Below are 21,144 nucleotides of genomic sequence, written 5' to 3'. Positions count from 1 at the left end.
CCGTACTTATGAGGAGAGCGCGCGTGTCGCCAAGCCTGTTCCGACGATAACCATCAGCCTGCTGTGCGTTTACTGCGTTACTCTTTTTTCGGCTGCTATTTATTACAGGCCCAGGTTCATGCCCGAATACGTCAATTGGCTTCGTCACGCTTCGCCTTACATCAACGCCCACCGCGATTGCACCTTCGTCGTCATGCTGCCCGGCGACGGTGTGGAGCACCCGAACTTCGGCAATATCGTCCACGACCTGGTGCTGCTGCACAGCCTGGGCGTGCGACTGGTGCTGGTTCACGGTTCGCGTCCGCAAATTGAAACCCGCCTCGCTGCTCGCGGCCTGACCCCGCACTACCACCACGGCATGCGCATCACCGATGCAGCGACGCTGGAGTGCGTGATCGATGCGGTCGGCCAACTGCGCATCGCCATCGAAGCGCGGTTGTCCATGGACATGGCCTCGTCGCCGATGCAGGGCTCGCGCCTGCGGGTGGCCAGCGGCAATCTGGTCACTGCGCGGCCGATCGGCGTGCTCGAAGGTGTCGATTATCACCACACCGGCGAAGTGCGCCGGGTCGACCGCAAGGGCATCAATCGCCTGCTGGACGAACGCTCCATCGTGCTGTTGTCGCCGTTGGGTTACTCGCCGACCGGCGAAATCTTCAACCTCGCCTGCGAAGACGTCGCGACCCGCGCGGCCATCGACCTGGGCGCAGACAAGTTGCTGCTGTTCGGCGCCGAGCTCGGTCTGCTGGATGAACAGGGTCGTCTGGTTCGCGAGTTGCGTCCGCAACAAGTGCCGGCACACCTGCAACGCCTGGGCAGCAACTATCAGGCCGAGCTGCTGGATGCGGCCGCTGAGGCATGCCGGGGTGGTGTGGCGCGCAGTCATATCGTCAGCTACGCCGAAGACGGCGCGCTGCTGACCGAACTGTTCACCCGTGACGGTGGCGGTACGCTGGTGGCCCAGGAACAATTCGAAGTTGTGCGCGAGGCGGCCATCGAGGACGTCGGCGGTTTGCTCGACTTGATCAGCCCGCTGGAAGAGCAGGGGATTCTGGTACGCCGTTCCCGCGAGGTGCTGGAGCGCGAGATCGAGCAGTTCAGTGTGGTCGAGCGTGAAGGCATGATCATCGCCTGCGCGGCGCTGTATCAGATTGCCGATTCGGATGCGGGGGAGCTGGCGTGCCTGGCGGTGAACCCGGAGTACCGCCATGGCGGTCGCGGCGATGAATTGCTGGAACGCATCGAAACCCGCGCCCGTGCGCAGGGGTTGAAAACCTTGTTCGTGCTCACCACCCGGACCGCCCACTGGTTCCGTGAGCGAGGTTTCGTGCCGAGCAGCGTTGATCGCCTGCCATCGGCGCGGGCATCGCTGTACAACTATCAGCGTAATTCGAAGATCTTCGAAAAAGCCCTCTGACTGAGTGATGATCGTTCCCACGCGTGGGAACGATCATCACTCAGTGACGTATTTGGCGCTGACCTACGGCGAATAATCCGGCAGCACCGTTTCTACCTTCCCTTGCTCCCGCAAGAACTTCGCCATCTCTCCAATCGCCTTCGTCGTGCCGCCAACGCACCGCGGTCTGCTGCGCGGCGCTGACCACTTACGAACCGCGATCGAAACGACGCCAATCGACTTTATGGCCTATGGTTTCTCGAATCGCCGTCCCGCCCGAGCCGAAAGAAAAATAATAGCGATACACAAACTGTAACAAATTGACTAGATAGTGCGCGTTTAGCCATGATGGCGTCGCCTTTTCGATAGGGATTGACGCGTACGGGATGTGCCAAAGCCAATGGGAATAAAAAAAGGCTGGTAAATACCCTTTAGGAATTAGCTTTTGGGCCAATGCCGTCATGTCCGGTTCGATGAGCCACCGGCAGGGACTCAATATTCGACGTTAGACCTTGGTCGTAGACATACATGGTTACGATTGACTTGGTAGTCACGGTCTGGCGCTAATCGCGCATCTGTGGATCCAGGGCTTTCGACCCAAGACCAAAGAACACAAAAATTAGAAAACGAGAGGAGCGAAACATGAATAAGTCCACCTTAGCCCTGGCTGTGGCCGTGGGGGTTTTGGCGCAGCAGGCAGGCGCAGCGGGTTTCCTGGAAGACAGCAAGGCTTCCGTCAGTTCCCGGACCATGTATTTCAATAACGACAACCGGGAAGGCGGCGCGGATCAGAGAGAGACCGCTGAAGGCCTCAAGTTCGATTACCTGTCCGGTTTCACCCAAGGTACTGTCGGCTTCGGTATCGACGCCCAGGCCTTGGTCGGTATCCATCTGGACGGTGGCAAGGGTCACCACCCAGCCAACAACACGTTCTTCCCAAGCGATACCGATGGCTCGGCCGTGAACGAGTGGAGCCGCGCGGCGGCTAACGTCAAGGCACGTTTCTCGAAGACCGAGGCCCACCTGGGTGGCGCTCTGCAGCCTAACCTGCCGATTCTGGTAGCGAATGACAGCCGCCTGCTGCCACAGACCTTTGAGGGTGGCACCATCACCTCGAAGGAAATCGACAACGTGACCTTCAACGCAGGTCAGTTGGAACACTCGGCGGGTCGCGCCTCGTCAAACGCTACTGGCCTGGCTGTGGCTGGCGGTACTCAGGACAGCAACCAGTTCCGTTATGCCGGTGCAGACTGGAAGGTCACCAAAGACCTCACCCTGCAGTACTACCACTCGAACCTGAAAGATTACTACAAGCAGGACTTCCTCGGCCTGGTCCACGTCTTTCCGATCGATGCCAACCAGTCCTTCAAGACCGATCTGCGCTATTTCGACAGCAGCTCAGACGGTAAGAACGGTGATGCCGGTTATCATTTCAACAACAATAACGGTTATGCCAGCAAGCCGAACGAGGTCGATAACAAGACCTGGAGCGCCATGTTCACCTACACCCTGGGTGGCAACGCCTTCCTGGTCGGTCACCAGCGCGTCAGCGATGACGGCGGTTTCGTTTACCTGAACCAGGGCAGCGTGGTTGATGGCAATGGTCGTTTGGAAGGGAACGGTGGTGCCAGCTTCTACCTGTTCACCGACTCCATGATCAACGGCTTCGTTCGTGCCGGTGAAAACACCACCTTCGGTCAGTACTCCTATGACTTCGCTGCGCTGGGTGTGCCGGGCTTGAAAACCTCGATTGCCTATCTGCATGGCGATGACATCAAAGCAACGAATGGCCGTGGTCCTGATGGGTCCGAGTGGGAACGCGACATGCGGATTGACTACACAATCCAACAGGGCAGCTTCAAAGGTTTCGGCGTGACGTTGCGTAATGGCGTCTACCGTGGCAGTGAAGTCACCAACAACCCTGATGTTGACCAGACCCGTCTGATCTTCAACTACACCTACAGCTTCCTGTAATAACCCTCAAAAAAAAGCCCCGCCTGTTGGCGGGGCTTTTTTTTTGCGTATTTTTTGATATTCCAAAAAAATAGCTTCAATTGATTATTTATTCTTTTTTGTTTTTTGCCCAAGTCTATAAAATGAATCCATCAGGTACTCATTGGCAGCAACACGAGTATCGGATTCAGCACCCCCCGACTTTGAAGATCAAGGAATTGGTTCATGAGCCGATACCTTGAGTCCCGGCATGGATATATATGCCTAAATGGCATTAAAAAATACCGCGGTAAATCTTTTGGTTTGTCATGTCGGCAAAAACAAGGGGGGCTGACCACCCGGCGCTCATTGCGCATCTTTGGATCCGGGCACTCGACCAGGACCAGGAACCCAGAATTAGAAATGAGAGGAGCGAAACAATGAACAAGTCCACCTTGGCCCTGGCTGTGGCCGTAGGGGTTTTGGCGCAGCAGGCAGGCGCCGCCGGTTTCATCGAAGACAGCAAGGCTACATTGGGGCTGCGCAACTTCTACATCAACACTGATAACCGTGATTCGGCAGCTAGAACTGCTTCCAATGTTCAGAGCAAAAACGAAGAGTGGGGCCAAGGCTTCGATCTGCGTTTCACCTCGGGCTACACCCAAGGCACCGTTGGTTTTGGTATTGATGCCATCGGCCTGCTGGGCGTCCGTCTGGATTCGGGTGGCGGCACCAACGGCGCAACTCCTACCTCTTACGGCGGCACTGTTTTCCCAAGTGAGTCCAACGGCAAAGCGGTTGATAACTTCTCCAGCCTGGGCCTGACTGCCAAAGCCAAGATCTCCCAGACCGAACTGAAGTTGGGCACCCTGCAGCCAAAACTGCCGGTGATCGTGACCAACGACGGTCGTCTGCTGCCGCAAACCTTCCAGGGCGGTCAGATCACCTCGAACGAAATCAAAGACCTGACACTGGTCGGCGGTCAGATCGAGCACGCCAAGGGTCGTAACTCCAGCAACAACGAAGAGTTGTCGATCGCTGGGGCGAACGCCCACACTGCTGCCGGTCGTGACAGCAACAAGTTCATCTACGGTGGCGGTGACTACAAAATCACCAAAGACCTGACTGCCCAGTACTACTACGGCAACCTGGAAGACTTCTACAAGCAACACTTCCTGGGCCTGGTTCACAACTGGTCGATTGGTCCTGGTGTGTTGAAGTCTGACTTGCGTTACTTCAACAGCTCCGATGACGGTGCCAACGGTCACGACTCGGCTTATTTCAGCTCCGGCAACTATCAGGGCTTCCGTGCCGGTCGCGGTAAAGTCGACAACAACCTGTATAGCGGCCTGTTCCTGTACTCCGTTGCCGGTCACACCTTTGGCGGCGGTTATCAGGTCAGCAATGGCAGCAGCGACTTCCCTTGGTTGAACCAGGGTGACGGCTCGTCGGCCTACATAATTACCGACAGCCAGATCGCCAAGTTCGCCCGTGCCGGCGAACGTACCTGGCAAGCTCGCTACTCGTATGACTTCGCCAAGGTTGGCCTGCCAGGCGCTACTGCCGGCATCGTTTACCTGCGTGGTGACAACATCGACACTATCGCCAACACCGCTGCTCACCCGGTATCCGGTAGTGGTCGTTCCGAGTGGGAGCGCGACCTGACCCTGGCGTACGTAGTACAAGAAGGTCCGTTGAAAAACCTGGGCCTCACCTGGAAAAACGCCATGTGGCGCAACGACGTTCCGGGTCAGCGCGACCAGGACGAAAACCGTCTGATCGTCAGCTACTCGATCCCGCTGTTGTAATAGCGCTCGCGTAACCGACAAAAAAAAGCCCCGCCCGGCATCACGCCGGGCGGGGCTTTTGCGTTTTCAAGGCGGGCTCACCCCCGTAAACCCGCCTTGAAGTTCCCTTTTTGCAACAACTCAAGGCCTTCTCGAACCTTGGGATCGATGTTCGTCCCGATGGCGGATCAGGTCCAGTGAACAGATCTTTAATATTTCTTTATGATCTAAATAAATTGATATTTATTCTTTTTAATTAAAATGGAACGCAGGCACAGTTGAGCTCAACAAGCACTCACCAGGAGCAGCACCATGAGCCTCAGACTTGGCGATATCGCCCCCGATTTCGAACAGGATTCCAGCGCCGGCACCCTCCGTTTCCACGAATGGCTAGGCGATAGCTGGGGCGTGCTGTTTTCCCATCCGGCAGACTTTACGCCGGTGTGCACCACCGAGCTGGGCTTCACTGCCAGGCTCAAGGATGAATTCGCCCAGCGCGGTGTCAAAGCCATTGCCCTGTCCGTGGACCCGGTGGATTCGCATCACAAGTGGATCGAGGACATCAACGAAACCCAGAACGCCATCGTCAACTTCCCGATCCTCGCCGATGCGGACCGTAAAGTGTCCGACCTGTACGACCTGATCCATCCGAATGCCAACGACACCTTGACCGTGCGCTCGTTGTTCGTGATCGATCCGAACAAGAAGATCCGGCTGACCATCACTTACCCGGCGAGTACCGGCCGTAACTTCAATGAGATTCTGCGGGTAATCGATTCGCTGCAGCTCACCGACAACTACAAGGTGGCCACCCCGGCCAATTGGCAGGACGGTGATGAGGTGGTGATCGTGCCGTCGCTCAAGGACGAAGATGAAATCCAGCGACGTTTTCCCAAGGGTTACCGTGCGGTGAAACCGTACCTGCGGCTGACGCCGCAGCCGAATCGCTGAACCTTTGTAGGAGCGAGGCTTGCCCGCGAAGCGAACGCCTCGGTCTTTCTAGCGTCAGGGATGACGCCTTCGCGGGCAAGTCGGATCGCCGCACCGCTCGCTCCTACAAGGGCTGTGTAGATTTACAAAGCAGGGGATTTTCAGGCCGTTTCGACGGCCTGTTTTTTGTCTGGAAAAAGACAAACAGTTTATTCATTTAAGCTATAACTAAATGAATAAATATGATTTATGGATATATAAATCACCTGTTAAGGTCATTTCATCGATGCGAGATCGCAAGCTGCGAATCGCCAACACCGCTCAAGGAATTGTCTGAATGCTGGTCGTCTCACTCGGTGGCAGCCCCAGCCTACGCTCCCGTTCCGGGGTGTTGCTGGAGCGCTCCAAACGCTGGTTGCAAGAGCAAGGTGTGGAAGTGGTGAGTTACCAGGTACGGGACTTCCCGGCTGAAGATTTACTGCATGCCCGTTTCGACAGCCCGAAGGTGATCGATCTGTTGCAACAGATTGATAACGCCGACGGCCTGCTCATCGCCACACCGGTTTACAAAGCCTCGTTCTCCGGCGCGTTGAAAACCGTACTGGATTTGCTGCCCGAGCGCGCTCTGGCCCACAAAGTGGTTCTGCCAATGGCGACCGGCGGCAGCATCGCCCACATGTTGGCGGTGGATTACGCGCTCAAGCCAGTGCTGTCGGCGTTGAAGGCCCAGGAAATGCTCCACGGGATTTTCGCCGTAGACAGTCAGATCGCTTACGGCGAAGGCAGCACCCAGGCGCAGTTGGCTCCCGAGCTTGCACAACGACTGAATGAATCGCTGGAGCTGTTCTACAGCGCCATGGCTCGCCGGCCCAAGCCGCTCGATCCGAACCTGTTGAACGAACGTTTGTTGAGTGCTCGCTGGAGCATTTAAGCCAGCCCTCAAGCAACATCTGAATTTGAAGTACTCACCTTACTGGCCCGCTAACGGGCAAGCAGGTGCAGCCAAAACCCAACTGCAAAAAGGAGAGCGCCATGCGCCCTGTCATTTTGCGTCGTGGTCTGGTCGCTCTGTTTGCTGCGGCTGTGTCCTTCGGCGTCATTACTCAAGCCCAAGCCGAGACTTTGCGAATCGGCTATCAGAAATACGGCACCCTGGTGCTGCTCAAAGCCAAAGGCACTCTGGAAAAACGCCTCGCCGCCCAAGGCGTGGACGTGCAATGGACGGAATTCCCCGGCGGCCCGCAACTGCTTGAAGGCCTGAACGTCGGCTCCATCGACTTCGGCGTCACCGGCGAAACGCCTCCGGTTTTCGCTCAGGCCGCGGGCGCCGATCTGCTCTACGTCGCTTATGAACCGCCAGCGCCCCACAGCGAAGCGATCCTGGTGCCGAAGGGCTCGCCGATCAAATCGGTGCAGGAACTCAAGGGCAAGAAAGTCGTGCTCAACAAAGGCTCGAACGTGCACTACCTGCTGGTGCGTGCGCTGGAAGACGCCGGCCTCAAATACACCGATATCCAGACCGTGTTCCTGCCGCCCGCCGATGCCCGCGCCGCATTCGAGCGCGGCAGTGTCGATGCCTGGGTGATCTGGGACCCGTACCAGGCTGCCGCCGAACAGCAACTGCAAGCGCGCACCTTGCGCGATGGCAAAGGCATCGTCGACAACCATCAGTTCTACCTGGCGACCAAGCCTTACGCGCAAAAAAATCCTCAAGTGATCAAAACCCTGGTGGAAGAAGTGCGCGCGGTCGGTGAATGGTCCCGGGCCAATCCCGAGGACGTAACCAGACAGGTTTCGCCACTGCTCGGCCTGCCGGCGGACATCACCCTGACTTCGGTGAAGCGCCAGGGCTACGGCGCGCTGTTCCTGACCCCTGAGGTGGTCGCCGCCCAACAGAAAATCGCCGACAGCTTCTACCAACTCAAGCTGATTCCCAAGCCCTTGAGTATCAAGGACGTGATCTGGACGCCACCGGCAGCCGTCGCCAAAGCGCCGTAATCCGATTCCCCAAGGAGACTACTCCATGAGCCTCAATATCTTCTGGTTCCTGCCTACCCACGGCGACGGCCATTACCTTGGCACCGCCGAAGGCGCTCGCGCCGTCGACCACGGTTACTTGCAACAAGTCGCGCAAGCGGCGGATCGTCTGGGTTTCGGCGGGGTGCTGATTCCCACCGGTCGCTCCTGCGAAGATTCGTGGCTGGTGGCTGCCTCGCTGATCCCGGTGACCCAGCGTTTGAAATTCCTCGTCGCCCTGCGCCCCGGGATCATTTCCCCGACGGTGGCGGCGCGTCAGGCCGCGACCCTGGATCGTCTGTCCGGCGGCCGTGCGCTGTTCAACCTGGTCACCGGTGGCGATCCGGAAGAACTGGCCGGCGACGGTCTGTTCCTCAGTCACGAAGAGCGCTATCAGGCCTCGGTGGAATTCACCCGCATCTGGCGCCGGGTCCTGGAAGGCGAAACCGTCGATTACGACGGTCAGCACATCAGCGTGAAGGGCGCCAAGTTGCTCTATCCGCCGATCCAGCAACCGCGTCCGCCGCTGTATTTCGGCGGCTCGTCGGAAGCGGCGCAGGATCTGGCGGCGGAGCAGGTCGAAATGGTCCTGACCTGGGGTGAGCCACCGGCCGCCGTTGCCGAGAAAATCGCACAGGTTCGCGCCAAAGCCGCGAAGCTCGGGCGCACCGTGCGTTTCGGTATTCGCCTGCATGTGATCGTTCGCGAAACCAACGCCGAGGCGTGGCAAGCGGCGGATCGACTGATCTCTCATCTGGACGATGACACCATTGCCCGCGCCCAGGCTTCTCTGGCGCGTTTCGATTCGGTCGGCCAGCAACGCATGGCCGCTTTGCATGGCGGCAGTCGTGACAACCTGGAAGTCAGTCCCAACCTCTGGGCCGGTGTCGGTCTGGTGCGCGGCGGGGCCGGTACGGCGCTGGTCGGCGATGGTCCGACCGTGGCCGCTCGGGTGAAGGAATACGCCGATCTGGGCATCGATACGTTCATCTTCTCCGGTTATCCACACCTGGAAGAATCCTATCGGGTGGCCGAGTTGCTGTTCCCGCACCTGGACATCGAGCGCCCGGAACTGCCGAAAAGCGCCGGTTACGTCAGCCCGTTCGGCGAGATGGTGGCCAACGACATTCTTCCCAAAGCCGCGTCCCAGAGCTGAGGCGTGGCCATGAAGAAAACTATCCACAGCCTCGCACCCTGGGTGTTGCCGATTCTGTTGCTGGCGGTATGGCAGTTGTCGGTGTCGGAGGGCTGGTTGTCGACGCGGATTCTGCCGGCGCCCATCGCGGTGATTGAAGCCGGTGTGAGCCTGTTCCGCAGCGGTGAAATCTGGACTCACCTGGCTATCAGCGGCTGGCGCGCGGCGCTCGGGTTCGCCATTGGTGGCGGCATTGGCCTGGCGCTGGGCTTTATCACCGGCCTGTCGAAGTGGGGCGAGCGCCTGCTCGACAGTTCGGTGCAGATGATCCGCAACGTTCCGCACCTGGCGCTGATTCCGCTGGTGATCCTGTGGTTCGGCATCGATGAGTCGGCGAAGATTTTCCTGGTGGCGTTGGGCACGTTGTTCCCGATCTACCTCAACACTTATCACGGCATCCGCAACGTCGATCCGGCGCTGGTGGAAATGTCCCGCAGTTATGGCCTGTCCGGTTTCAGCCTGTTCCGTCAGGTGATCCTGCCGGGTGCGCTGCCTTCGATTCTGGTCGGTGTGCGTTTTGCCCTGGGCTTCATGTGGCTGACCTTGATCGTCGCCGAAACCATCTCTGCCAGCGCCGGCATCGGTTACTTGGCGATGAATGCCCGGGAGTTCTTGCAGACCGACGTGGTGGTGCTGGCGATTCTTTTGTATGCCGTGCTCGGCAAACTCGCGGATCTCGCGGCCCGTGGACTTGAACGCGTGTGGCTGCGCTGGCATCCGGCCTATCAGGTTGCCAAGGGAGGTGCCGCATGACGGCTCAACAACCTCCACGCCTGCTGCGCGGAATTCCGCTGGCAGTGCGCAAGCTGCAAAAGACCTTCGGTTCGCGGCAAGTGCTGCGTGAAATCGACCTGCATATTCCTGCCGGGCAGTTTGTGGCGGTGGTCGGGCGCAGCGGTTGTGGCAAAAGCACCTTGTTGCGCTTGCTCGCCGGTCTCGACAAGCCTACGGCTGGCGAGTTGTTTGCTGGCTCAGCGCCGCTGAGTGCCGCCCGGGAAGACACCCGGCTGATGTTCCAGGAAGCGCGGTTGCTGCCGTGGAAAAAGGTCATCGACAACGTCGGTCTCGGGCTCAAGGGCAACTGGCGGCCGCAAGCGCTGGACGCGTTGGAGTCGGTCGGCCTGGCGGACCGCGCCCACGAATGGCCGGCGGCGCTGTCCGGTGGCCAGAAGCAACGCGTGGCCCTGGCCCGCGCGCTGATCCATCAACCGCGCCTGCTGTTGCTCGACGAACCGCTGGGCGCACTGGATGCCCTGACCCGTATTGAAATGCAGCAACTGATTGAACGGCTCTGGCAGAAGCACGGTTTCACCGTGTTGCTGGTAACCCACGACGTCAGTGAGGCGGTGGCGATTGCCGATCGGGTGATTCTGATTGAAGAGGGCGAAGTCGGTCTCGACCTGGCAGTGGAATTGCCACGCCCTCGGGTTCGCGGCTCCCATCGGCTGGCGGCGCTGGAAACCGAAGTGCTTAACCGCGTGCTGTCGGTACCCGGCCAACCGCCGGAACCGGAACCTGTTTCACCATTGCCCACGCAATTGCGCTGGGCTCAATAACGTAAAAACTCATCCAACGACAGGAATCAACATCATGACTATCAAAGCCATCAACGTTCGTAACCAGTTCAAAGGCTCGATCAAGGAAATCGTGCTCGGCGACGTCCTCTCGGAAATCGACGTGCAGACTGCCTCCGGCATCGTCACTTCGGTGATTACCACTCGTTCGGTGAAAGAGCTGGAATTGGTGGTCGGCAGCGAAGTGATCGCGTTTGTGAAATCCACCGAGGTGTCGATCGCCAAGTTGTAAGTGCGTGCGCCAACAACAACCCCGGAGGGTGTGAGCCCTTCGGGGTTTTTTATGCGCGTGAATCAGTGAGCTCGGTGAAGATCAAATGTGGGAGCGGGCTTGCTCGCGAAAGGGCCAGTGAATACAGCAAAAAAATCAGACTGGAACAGCACGCTTGGGCAAATACGGCGGCAAATACAGCCCGAGGTACGCATCAAACACCCGCATCCCTTCTTCAGCCATGCGCGGCGTGATCTGCCCATGTTGCTGCACCGAGCGTGCATACACTCGATCCCCCAGCTCCATGGCCAGGGCAAACACATCGACATCTGTTGGCAGCTTCGGCAGTTCGAAGTGGTGGTCGAACAGTTTGTGCATCAGGTCGCCGAGCTCGATGTCGTGCTGGCGGTCAGCCTGGGTGACTTCGGTCAGGCCGTGCTGGGCGAGGATCAACTGGCGGGCGGCGGCGTCTTCGCCGTAGATGTCGAGCATGCGTTGTTCCACCAGTCGCGACAAATCGCGCCAGCCGTTGAGGGCGTGGTGGTCGATGGGCGCTTGCAGGCAAGCACGGAACGCGGCGTGGACGTCGGCGGTCAGGGCTTCGAGCAGGGCCGGGACGCTGGCGAAAAAGTGGTAGACGGAGGAGGGCGGGATCTCTGCGCGTTCAGCGACGCTGTAGATCGACAGACTGGCCACGCCCTCGGCGGCCAGCAGCGTGCGGGCGGCATCGAGTATCGAATCGATCCGGGCCTGGCTGCGTGCGCGGGGTTTGCGTGGGGTGGCGAGTCGGGTCATTGAAGTCTCCTGCAGGGCAGCGGGCATTGTACGCAGAGGGCAGAGATGATCCATACCCCGTGGTGAGGGGGCTGCCCCCGTTGGAGTGCGCAGCAGTCCCCAATCCAGCTAACGCGGTATCCCTGATACAACGAGATTGCCTGTTCTGGGGCTGCTACGCAGCCCAACGGGGGCAAGCCCCCTCGCCACAATGTTTAGTGGTTGGCCATAAAAAAACGCCGCAGGCTGTAAAGCCGGCGGCGTTGTTTTTACGGCAACCGTTTACACGGTATGCAGGTACCAGTTGTATTCGAGGTCGGAGATGGAGTGTTCGAACTCCTCCAGCTCGCTCTCTTTACAGGCGACGAAGATATCGATGTATTTCGGATCGATGTACTTGGCCATGACTTCGCTGTCGTCCAGCTCGCGCAGTGCATCGCGCAGGTTGTTCGGCAGGCTTTGCTCGTTCTGCTCGTAGCTGTTGCCTTCCACGGGCGCGCCCGGCTCGATCTTGTTGACCAGGCCGTGGTGCACGCCGGCCAGGACCGAGGCCATCAGCAGGTACGGGTTGGCATCGGCACCCGCCACACGGTGTTCGATGCGCACGGCATCGGAGGAACCGGTCGGTACGCGGATCGCCACGGTGCGGTTGTCCAGACCCCAGCACGGCGAGTTCGGCACATAGAACTGTGCGCCGAAACGACGGTAGGAGTTGACGTTCGGGCAGAGGAAAGCCATCTGCGCAGGCAGGGTCTCGAGCACACCGCCGATCGCGTGACGCAGTGCGGCGTTCTGCTCGGGATCCTCGCTGGCAAAAATGTTTTTGCCATCTTTATCAAGAATCGAGATGTGGACGTGCAGACCATTACCCGCCTGGCCTGGATAAGGCTTGGCCATGAAGGTGGTGTCCATCTCATGGTCGTAGGCGATGTTTTTGATCAGACGCTTGAGCAGGACCGCGTAGTCGCAGGCCTTGATCGGGTCGGCCACGTGGTGCAGGTTCACTTCGAATTGCGCCGGGGCACTTTCCTTGACGATCGCATCGGCAGGGATGCCTTGCTCTTTCGCACCTTCCAGAATGTCCTGGAGGCAGTCGACGTATTCGTCGAGGTCGTCGATCAGGTAGACCTGGGTCGAATGCGGGCGTTTGCCGGAGATCGGCGAGCGCGGCGGTTGCGGGCGACCGTTCACGTTTTCCTGGTCGATCAGGTAGAACTCCAGTTCGAACGCGGCGCAGATTGTCAGGCCCATCTCATCGAACTTGGTCACTACTTGACGCAGGACTTCGCGCGGGTCGGCGAAGAAAGGTTCACCTTCGAGTTCGTGCATGGTCATCAGCAGTTGCGCAGTCGGGCGCTTCTGCCAGGGCTCATTGCACAGGGTGTCGGGGATTGGATAGCAGATTCGGTCAGCATCGCCGATGTCCAGGCCCAGGCCGGTGCTTTCCACCGTCGAGCCATTGATATCCAGAGCAAATAGAGAGGCCGGCAGGTTGATGCCTTTCTCGTAAACCTTGTGGAGGCTGGTGCGTTCGATGCGCTTGCCGCGCACCACACCATTCATATCCGCAATCAGAAGGTCAACGTACAGAACCTCAGGATGTTCCTTAAGGAACGCGTTCGCTTCGTTAAGCTGAACGGCACGCGGGGGTACCGACATGATGCAACACCTTTGTTGTTAAAAATATCAATCATTGATCTTTTCAGATTCCAGTCAACCCGAACGGCATGCCGAAGTCAAGCGAGGCCTTTTTTGCCCTAAAAAAGCGCTCGCAAGGCTTTTTTGAGGCACTTTGGGGCGTATTTTTGTCTTCTGACGTCTTGGCGCCCGCGGGCTTGAGCGGGCCGTGTTGTATTTTTTACGGGGGTGTTGTGTAAAAAAATGAACAAGGCTAAGCTCGATTTAAACCCATAACAGCAATAATACCGGGGTGCTTCATGTCTCGCCTGCCGTTAATCGGCGTCACCGCCTGCTCAAAGCAGATCGGTCTGCATGCTTATCACATCAGTGGCGACAAATACGTACGCGCCGTGGCTTCAGCTGCCAAAGGCCTGCCGTTGATTCTTCCATCCCTGGCAGATCAACTGGCGCCGTCCGATATTCTGGACGCTCTGGACGGCATTCTTTTTACAGGCTCTCCTTCTAATATAGAACCGTTTCACTACAACGGCCCGGCCAGCGCGCCAGGCACTGCTCATGATTCTGCACGCGATGCCACCACTCTCCCGCTGATCCGCGCCGCTGTCGAGGCTGGCGTTCCCGTGCTCGGTATCTGCCGCGGCTTCCAGGAAATGAATGTGGCGTTCGGTGGCAGCCTGCATCAGAAGGTCCACGAGGCCGGTCCCTTCATGGATCACCGTGAAGACGACAGCTTGTCGCTCGAAGGGCAGTACGCCCCCAGTCACCCGGTGCACGTCCAACCGGGTGGTGTACTTGCGGGGCTGGGCCTGTCGAGCGAGATTCAAGTCAACTCGATTCATGGTCAGGGCGTCGAGCGGCTGGCGCCGGGCCTTCGTGTGGAAGCTGTGGCGCCCGATGGGCTGATCGAAGCGGTCTCTGTGATCGAAGGCAAGGCTTTTGCTTTAGGCGTGCAATGGCATCCCGAATGGCAGGTAAGCTTGAATCCTGACTACCTTGCGATTTTCCAGGCATTTGGCGATGCCTGCCGCAAGCGCGCACTACAACGCGACGCCGATGCGTCAAACAACGCCTGACTTATAAAAGTCAGGAAACTCAAGCCTAAGAGGCATTTATGAGTAACAACCTCGACCAGCTCACCGATTGGTTGAAAGACCACAAGATCACAGAAGTCGAATGCATGATTGGCGACCTGACCGGCATCACCCGGGGCAAGATCTCGCCGACCAATAAGTTCATCGCCGAAAAAGGCATGCGCCTGCCCGAAAGCGTTCTGTTACAGACCGTGACCGGCGACTATGTCGAAGACGACATCTATTACGAACTGCTCGACCCGGCCGACATCGACATGGTCTGCCGCCCCGACCAGAACGCCGTGTTCCTGGTGCCCTGGGCCATCGAGCCCACCGCCATCGTGATCCACGACACCTACGACAAGCAGGGCAACCCGATCGAGTTGTCGCCGCGCAACGTGCTCAAGAAGGTACTGAAACTCTACGCCGACCACGGCTGGCAGCCGATCGTGGCGCCGGAAATGGAGTTCTACCTCACCAAGCGCAGCGATGACCCGGACTACCCGTTGCAACCGCCGATTGGCCGTTCCGGTCGTCCGGAAACCGGTCGCCAGTCGTTCTCCATTGAAGCGGCGAACGAATTCGACCCATTGTTCGAAGACGTCTACGACTGGTGCGAATTGCAGGAGCTGGATCTCGACACGTTGATCCACGAGGACGGCACCGCGCAGATGGAAATCAACTTCCGTCACGGCGATGCCCTGTCCCTGGCCGACCAGATTCTGGTGTTCAAACGCACCATGCGAGAAGCCGCACTCAAGCACAACGTGGCGGCGACCTTCATGGCCAAGCCCATGACCGGCGAGCCGGGCAGTGCCATGCATTTGCACCAGAGCATCATCGACATCGAGACCGGCAAAAACGTCTTCTCCAATGAAGACGGGACCATGAGCCAGCTGTTCCTCCATCACATCGGCGGTTTGCAGAAATTCATCCCTGAGTTGCTGCCGCTGTTCGCGCCCAACGTCAATTCGTTCCGCCGCTTCCTGCCGGATACCTCGGCACCGGTGAACGTGGAGTGGGGCGAAGAGAACCGCACCGTGGGCCTGCGGGTGCCGGATGCCGGGCCGCAGAACCGTCGGGTGGAAAACCGTCTGCCGGGTGCCGACGCCAACCCTTACCTGGCCATCGCCGCCAGCCTGTTGTGCGGCCTGATCGGCATGCTCGAAGGGCATAACCCGAGTGCCCCGGTGGTAGGGCGTGGTTACGAGCGGCGCAATCTGCGCCTGCCGTTAACTATCGAAGACGCGCTGGATCGTATGGAAAACAGCAAGACCATCGAAAAGTATCTGGGCAAGAAATTCATCACAGGCTACGTCGCGGTCAAGCGGGCCGAGCATGAAAACTTCAAGCGCGTGATCAGTTCGTGGGAGCGGGAGTTCCTGCTCTTCGCCGTCTGATGCGCCGGGCGCGACAAGGGGCGTGATTGCCCTCTGACGTCGCGCCGTCACTGCAATCCAAGGAGAATTCGCATGACCAGCAACAACCCGCAAACCCGTGCATGGCAAACCCTGAGCAATGATCACCACCTGGCCCCGTTCAGCGACTTCAAGCAGCTGAAAGAGAAAGGCCCGCGGATCATCACCAATGCCAAGGGTGTTTACCTCTGGGACAGCGAAGGCAACAAGATCCTCGACGGCATGGCCGGTCTGTGGTGCGTCGCGATCGGCTATGGTCGCGATGAACTGGCCGATGCCGCCGCCAAGCAAATGCGCGAACTGCCTTATTACAACCTGTTCTTCCAGACCGCTCACCCGCCGGTGCTGGAGCTGGCCAAGGTCATCGCTGAAATCGCGCCTGAAGGCATGAATCATGTGTTCTTCACCGGTTCCGGTTCCGAAGGCAACGACACCATGCTGCGGATGGTTCGCCACTACTGGGCGATCAAGGGCCAGCCGAAGAAGAAAGTCATCATCAGTCGCAAGAACGGCTATCACGGCTCTACCGTGGCCGGTGCGAGCCTGGGTGGCATGACCTATATGCACGAGCAAGGCGACTTGCCGATCCCGGGCATCGTCCACATCGCCCAACCGTATTGGTTCGGTGAAGGCGGTGACATGACGCCACAAGAGTTCGGTATCTGGGCGGCCAATCAGCTGGAAGAGAAGATTCTGGAAATCGGCGTCGACAACGTCGGTGCCTTTATTGCCGAGCCGATCCAGGGCGCCGGCGGCGTGATCATTCCGCCAGACAGCTACTGGCCGCGCATCAAGGAAATCCTCGCCAAGTACGACATCCTGTTCGTGGCCGACGAGGTGATCTGCGGTTTCGGTCGTACCGGTGAGTGGTTCGGTACCGATTTCTACGACCTCAAGCCCCACATGATGACCATCGCCAAAGGTCTGACGTCCGGCTACATCCCGATGGGTGGCCTGATCGTGCATGACGATGTGGTCGAGGTGCTCAACGAAGGTGGTGATTTCAACCACGGTTTCACCTATTCCGGGCACCCGGTGGCCGCGGCGGTGGCGCTGGAAAACATCCGCATCCTGCGCGATGAGAAAATTGTCGAGCATGTGCGAGCAGAGACGGCACCTTATTTGCAGAAGCGTCTACGGGAACTGAACGATCACCCGTTGGTGGGGGAAGTGCGTGGGGTCGGTCTGTTGGGGGCTATCGAGCTGGTTCAGGACAAGGCCACTCGCAAGCGTTACGAAGGCAAGGGCGTCGGCATGATCTGCCGGCAGTTCTGCTTCGACAACGGCCTGATCATGCGCGCGGTCGGCGACACCATGATCATTGCTCCGCCACTGGTGATTACACCGGCTGAAATCGACGAGTTGGTGACCAAGGCGCGCAAGTGCCTGGACCTGACCCTGAGTGCGTTGCAGGGCTAAGTGCTAGGCTCTGAGCGAGGTGCAATGTCTGCACTTCGCTCAGTGCAAACAAAGGATGGGGCTTTCCTTGAAAGCCTGCCTTGGATCTTGCCAGACTAACGGTTGTTCGGATGCCCTGTAACAGGCTGCTGAGCACGTGGTTAAAAAGAAAAACTGGAGCATTACCCATGAAGGCATTAGGTATGAAGATAACTGGCAAGACCCTCCTCGCCATGTCCCTGATGGGCGTGATGGCGGGCGCCGTTCAGGCCGACGATAAAGTGCTGCACGTGTACAACTGGTCCGATTACATCGCACCGGACACCATCGCGAACTTCGAAAAAGAGTCCGGGATCAAAGTGGTGTACGACGTATTCGACAGCAACGAAACCCTGGAAGCCAAGTTGCTGGCAGGCAAGTCCGGTTACGACGTTGTCGTACCGTCGAACAACTTCCTCGCCAAGCAAATCAAGGCCGGTGTTTACCGGGAGCTGGACAAGTCCAAGCTGTCCAACTACGGCAACCTGAACAAATCGCTGCTTAAAGCGGTTTCTGTCAGCGACCCGGACAACAAACACGCCTTCCCTTACATGTGGGGCTCGATCGGTATCGGTTACAACCCGGCGAAGGTCAAGGCTGCGCTGGGCGTCGATACGATCGATTCCTGGGACACCCTGCTCAAGCCTGAAAACATTGCCAAGCTCAAGGGCTGCGGTGTGAGCTTCCTGGATTCGCCTACCGAAATGCTGCCGGTCGCCCTGCATTACCTGGGTCTGCCAACCGACAGCCAGAAGAAAGAAGACATCAAGAAAGCCGAGGAACTGTTCCTCAAGATTCGTCCTTCGATCACCTACTTCCACTCGTCCAAGTACATCTCGGACCTGGCCAACGGCAACATCTGCGTAGCCGTCGGCTATTCGGGTGACGTCCAGCAAGCCAAGTCCCGTGCTGCCGAAGCCGGTGACAAGGTGAAAGTCAGCTACGCCATTCCAAAAGAAGGCGCTGGCAGCTTCTACGACATGGTCGCAATCCCCAAGGATGCGGAAAACGTCGAGGGGGCCTACAAGTTCATGAACTACCTGCTGCAACCGAAAGTAATGGCTGACATCACCAACGCTGTGCGTTTCCCTAACGGTAATGCTGAAGCCACCCAGTATGTGAGCAAGGACATCACTTCGGATCCGGGCATCTATCCGACTCCTGAAGTACAGGCCAAGCTGTATGCGATCGCTGATTTGCCAGCCGCAACCCAGCGCGAACTGACCCGCAGCTGGACCAAGATCAAATCCGGTAAATAAGTAATAAACCTGTAGCCGCTGCCGCAACCTTGGGCAGCGACTACAGGGCTCTGCATAAAAGTTTTGCTGGAACGGTTTTTCGAGGGTAAGTTGCGCGCCGGTTTTGTTGTCAGGCAGCCATGGCTGTCATGTAGCGCGGGGCAACTTGGGCCCAACTAATTTTAGAGGACCTCCACTTGCCTGTTTTTTCTTTGTTGCGCAATGCCCTGCTGGTCGGCGCCGGGCTGACGCTTGCCGTCAGTGCCCAGGCCACCGGCACGGTGCATATTTATAACTGGTCGGACTACATCGGTGAGACCACCCTGGCCGACTTTCAGAAAGACGCCGGTATCAAGCCGATTTACGACGTATTCGATTCCAACGAAACCCTGGAAGGCAAATTGCTGGCCGGGCGTACCGGTTACGACGTGGTCGTGCCGTCCAACCATTTCCTTGGCAAGCAGATCAAGGCTGGCGCTTTCCAGAAGCTCGACAAGTCTAAGCTAGGCAACTATTCCAACCTCGACCCGGTGTTGCTCAAGCGCCTGGAGCAGAACGATCCGGGTAACCAATATGCCGTGCCGTATCTGTGGGGCACCAATGGCATCGGTTACAACGTCGACAAGATCAAGGCTGTGCTGGGCCTCGACAAGATCGATTCCTGGGATGTGGTGTTCGAGCCGCAAAACATCAAGAAGCTGCACAGCTGCGGCGTCGCGTTCCTCGACTCCGCCGATGAAATGATGCCCACGGTCCTCAATTACATGGGCCTGAACGCCAATAGCACCAACCCCGAAGACTACAAAAAGGCCGAGGCTAAATTGCTGGCGGTGCGACCTTATGTGACGTACTTCCACTCATCCAAATACATCGCGGACCTGGCCAACGGCGATATCTGCGTTGCGATCGGTTTTTCCGGCGACATTTTCCAGGCCAAGGCACGCGCGGCTGAAGCCGGTAAAGGCATAAACATCGCCTACTCGATTCCAAAAGAGGGTGGCGCACTCTGGTTCGACATGCTGGCGATCCCCAAGGACGCGGCCAACGTCAAGGAAGCCCACGCCTTCATCAACTATTTGCTCAAGCCTGAAGTGATTGCCAAGGTCAGCGATACCGTCGGCTATGCCAACCCAAACCCCGGGTCGGACAAATTGATGGAGCAGTCCATACGTACCGACGCATCGGTTTATCCACCACAGGCGGTCCTCGACAAGACGTATGTGTCCATCGAGTTGCCACCGAACATTCAACGTTTGATGACGCGCAGCTGGACCAAGGTCAAGTCGGGCAAATAGCGTCAAACTATCCAGGTTCGCCACGTTGAGCGAACTGCAAATTCTGTTGGGAGTTTCGTAAATGGCAGTTGCCTCCGGCGCCTATAAGAAAGCCCTCGAGGGCGACCAATCACCTAAACAGGTGTTGGTCAAAATCGACCGGGTCACCAAAAAGTTCGACGAGACGATTGCCGTGGACGACGTGTCCCTGGAAATCAAGAAAGGCGAAATCTTCGCCTTGCTCGGCGGCTCGGGTTCGGGCAAATCCACCTTGCTGCGGATGCTGGCAGGTTTCGAACGGCCCACGGAGGGGCGCATTTTCCTCGATGGCGTAGACATCACTGACATGCCGCCGTACGAGCGGCCGATCAACATGATGTTCCAGTCCTACGCATTGTTCCCGCACATGACCGTGGCGCAGAACATCGCTTTCGGCCTCAAGCAGGACAAGATCCCGACGGCCGAGGTCGATGCCCGCGTAGCCGAGATGCTCAAGCTGGTGCAGATGAGCGAGTACGCCAAGCGCAAACCGCATCAGTTGTCCGGTGGTCAGCGTCAGCGCGTGGCCCTGGCGCGTTCGTTGGCCAAGCGGCCGAAGCTGTTGTTGCTCGACGAACCGATGGGCGCGCTGGACAAAAAGCTGCGTTCGCAAATGCAGCTGGAACTGGTCGAGATCATCGAACGCGTCGGCGTAACCTGCGTCATGGTGACCCACGACCAGGAAGAGGCCATGACCATGGCCGAGCGCATCGCGATCATGCACCTGGGCTGGATCGCCCAGATCGGCAGCCCGATCGACATCTACGAAACCCCAACCAGCCGCCTGGTCTGCGAATTCATCGGCAACGTCAACATCTTCGAAGGTGAAGTGGTGGACGACGCCGAGGGCCATGCACTGATCACCTGCAAGGATCTGGACCGCAACATTTACGTGGGTCACGGCATCAGCACCTCGGTGCAGGACAAGTCCGTTACCTATGCGATCCGTCCGGAAAAACTGCTGGTGACGGCCGAAATGCCGACCTGCGAACACAACTGGTCCAGCGGCAAGGTGCACGACATCGCCTACCTCGGCGGCCATTCGGTGTTCTACGTCGAACTGCCGAGCGGCAAGCTGGTGCAGTCCTTCGTCGCCAACGCCGAGCGCCGTGGCCAGCGCCCGACCTGGGGTGACCAGGTTTACGTGTGGTGGGAAGACGACAGCGGCGTGGTACTTCGCTCATGAACATGCGCAAACTCAAACGCCGGCTC

The 21,144-nt window shown here is 58.3% G+C and carries 18 protein-coding genes; 16 read left to right on the top strand and 2 right to left on the bottom strand.

The features are described from left to right. The first annotated feature begins 118 nt into the window (after positions 1–118). The 10 genes from argA (at position 119) to JUI81_RS09495 (ending at position 11,062) form a co-directional block, all read left to right on the top strand. On the top strand, positions 119–1,417 hold the full coding sequence (gene argA / locus JUI81_RS09540) for an amino-acid N-acetyltransferase (protein WP_019580550.1): 1,299 nt from the start codon (positions 119–121) through the stop codon (positions 1,415–1,417). Between the two features lie 621 nt (positions 1,418–2,038). Next, the gene (locus tag JUI81_RS09535; RefSeq protein WP_019580551.1) at positions 2,039–3,370 is read left to right on the top strand and encodes an OprD family porin; all 1,332 of its coding nucleotides are present in this window, start codon (positions 2,039–2,041) and stop codon (positions 3,368–3,370) included. Positions 3,371–3,768: 398 nt separating this feature from the next. After that, positions 3,769–5,136 carry an OprD family porin gene (locus tag JUI81_RS09530; protein WP_019580552.1) on the top strand — a complete coding sequence of 456 codons (1,368 nt, stop codon included), beginning with the start codon at positions 3,769–3,771 and terminating at the stop codon, positions 5,134–5,136. A 291-nt stretch (positions 5,137–5,427) separates the two neighbouring features. Beyond that, entirely contained in the window at positions 5,428–6,066 is a 639-nt protein-coding gene (locus JUI81_RS09525; protein ID WP_018928623.1) for a peroxiredoxin, read from the top strand. Between the two features lie 316 nt (positions 6,067–6,382). Then, entirely contained in the window at positions 6,383–6,976 is a 594-nt protein-coding gene (ssuE, locus tag JUI81_RS09520) for an NADPH-dependent FMN reductase (RefSeq protein WP_019580553.1), read from the top strand. Positions 6,977–7,077: 101 nt separating this feature from the next. After that, positions 7,078–8,043, top strand: coding sequence for a sulfonate ABC transporter substrate-binding protein (locus JUI81_RS09515; protein WP_018928625.1), 966 nt, complete (start codon positions 7,078–7,080; stop codon positions 8,041–8,043). Positions 8,044–8,068: 25 nt separating this feature from the next. Next, positions 8,069–9,217, top strand: a complete 1,149-nt coding sequence (ssuD, locus tag JUI81_RS09510) for an FMNH2-dependent alkanesulfonate monooxygenase (protein ID WP_018928626.1) — start codon at positions 8,069–8,071, stop codon at positions 9,215–9,217. 9 nt (positions 9,218–9,226) lie between these two features. After that, positions 9,227–10,009 carry an aliphatic sulfonate ABC transporter permease SsuC gene (gene ssuC / locus JUI81_RS09505; RefSeq protein WP_204124161.1) on the top strand — a complete coding sequence of 261 codons (783 nt, stop codon included), beginning with the start codon at positions 9,227–9,229 and terminating at the stop codon, positions 10,007–10,009. Next, positions 10,006–10,812: an aliphatic sulfonates ABC transporter ATP-binding protein gene (ssuB, locus tag JUI81_RS09500; protein ID WP_096479400.1), complete on the top strand. Its 807-nt coding sequence runs from the start codon at positions 10,006–10,008 to the stop codon at positions 10,810–10,812. The genes ssuC and ssuB overlap by 4 nt, the downstream gene beginning before the upstream one ends. 34 nt (positions 10,813–10,846) lie before the next feature. Then, positions 10,847–11,062, top strand: a complete 216-nt coding sequence (locus tag JUI81_RS09495) for a molybdopterin-binding protein (protein ID WP_003229256.1) — start codon at positions 10,847–10,849, stop codon at positions 11,060–11,062. 135 nt (positions 11,063–11,197) lie between these two features. Here the strand turns inward: JUI81_RS09495 and JUI81_RS09490 are convergent, their stop codons facing one another. Beyond that, positions 11,198–11,836 carry a TetR/AcrR family transcriptional regulator gene (locus JUI81_RS09490; protein WP_096479401.1) on the bottom strand — a complete coding sequence of 213 codons (639 nt, stop codon included), beginning with the start codon at positions 11,834–11,836 and terminating at the stop codon, positions 11,198–11,200. Positions 11,837–12,097: 261 nt separating this feature from the next. Further along, positions 12,098–13,474: a glutamine synthetase family protein gene (locus JUI81_RS09485; RefSeq protein WP_018928630.1), complete on the bottom strand. Its 1,377-nt coding sequence runs from the start codon at positions 13,472–13,474 to the stop codon at positions 12,098–12,100. A 278-nt stretch (positions 13,475–13,752) separates the two neighbouring features. On the opposite strand from JUI81_RS09485, the gene JUI81_RS09480 reads away from it, so the two are divergent. The 6 genes from JUI81_RS09480 (at position 13,753) to JUI81_RS09455 (ending at position 21,118) form a co-directional block, all read left to right on the top strand. Further along, positions 13,753–14,529: a gamma-glutamyl-gamma-aminobutyrate hydrolase family protein gene (locus JUI81_RS09480; RefSeq protein WP_019580558.1), complete on the top strand. Its 777-nt coding sequence runs from the start codon at positions 13,753–13,755 to the stop codon at positions 14,527–14,529. Between the two features lie 38 nt (positions 14,530–14,567). Beyond that, a complete protein-coding gene (locus JUI81_RS09475) occupies positions 14,568–15,926 on the top strand; it encodes a glutamine synthetase family protein (protein WP_018928632.1) in 1,359 nt (452 codons plus the stop codon). 72 nt (positions 15,927–15,998) lie between these two features. Continuing rightward, positions 15,999–17,363, top strand: coding sequence for an aspartate aminotransferase family protein (locus tag JUI81_RS09470; RefSeq protein WP_018928633.1), 1,365 nt, complete (start codon positions 15,999–16,001; stop codon positions 17,361–17,363). 182 nt (positions 17,364–17,545) lie between these two features. After that, positions 17,546–18,640: a polyamine ABC transporter substrate-binding protein gene (locus tag JUI81_RS09465; RefSeq protein WP_019580560.1), complete on the top strand. Its 1,095-nt coding sequence runs from the start codon at positions 17,546–17,548 to the stop codon at positions 18,638–18,640. A 176-nt stretch (positions 18,641–18,816) separates the two neighbouring features. After that, positions 18,817–19,914 (top strand): polyamine ABC transporter substrate-binding protein, encoded by a 1,098-nt coding sequence (locus tag JUI81_RS09460; protein ID WP_019580561.1) that lies wholly within the window; start codon positions 18,817–18,819, stop codon positions 19,912–19,914. Between the two features lie 61 nt (positions 19,915–19,975). Continuing rightward, positions 19,976–21,118, top strand: coding sequence for an ABC transporter ATP-binding protein (locus tag JUI81_RS09455; RefSeq protein WP_018928636.1), 1,143 nt, complete (start codon positions 19,976–19,978; stop codon positions 21,116–21,118). The last annotated feature ends 26 nt before the right edge of the window (positions 21,119–21,144 follow it).

The organism is Pseudomonas sp. 008, from assembly GCF_016861935.1.
GTDB lineage: Bacteria > Pseudomonadota > Gammaproteobacteria > Pseudomonadales > Pseudomonadaceae > Aquipseudomonas.
Note: the sequence above shows the minus strand (reverse complement) of the source record. Positions and strands in the feature narration are given on the sequence as shown.